Consider the following 498-nt stretch of genomic DNA (forward strand, 5'->3'; position numbering starts at 1 on the left):
ATAGATGCGCGGTAGCGCATTTGAATGCGCGCCACTATTTAGGAGACTATGGTGAAAACCAATCTTTTATGGCATCAACTGGCAATTGTGATCCCGCTTCCGGCATTTTCGCGAAGCGCAGAGCACGCTCAGAGCCTCTGCCGGATCTGTTAACTCCCGTTTTATAAGAAAGGGCTTTGAAGAGAGGGGGTAGCCCCCAAGGGCGCGGCTTTGCCATTACAGGCTGCTTCAGGGGATGGGTATATCTAACAGGAGCGTTTTGAGTATGACACTTTTTAATTTCAAGGAAAGCGATCGGCAGTACAGCGGCTACACCCGCGAGAGAGGGCTGCTGGTGCCTGTCCGGTCCACAGAACCTGAAGCCGCGGCCCTGAAAAATAAATTCAAAGTTGCTGGCGCCAGGGCACAGGTGGAAACTAAAAAACGGGCTACGAATTTGTCACCGCGATTGATTCCTGTGTTTGACATGGGCTCGCTCGAGACTGCGTATAAAAAAGT

Annotated in this window: 1 protein-coding gene; it reads left to right on the forward strand. The window is 51.2% G+C overall.

Annotated features, from left to right (window positions below):
- Nucleotides 1–265: 265 nt before the first annotated feature.
- Nucleotides 266–498 (forward strand): hypothetical protein (locus tag IV91_RS16150; RefSeq protein ID WP_035418374.1); only part of this gene is annotated, 233 nt, incomplete at its 3' end.

The sequence above is a fragment of the Ferrovum myxofaciens genome (assembly GCF_000735045.1).
Classification (GTDB): domain Bacteria; phylum Pseudomonadota; class Gammaproteobacteria; order Burkholderiales; family Ferrovaceae; genus Ferrovum; species Ferrovum myxofaciens.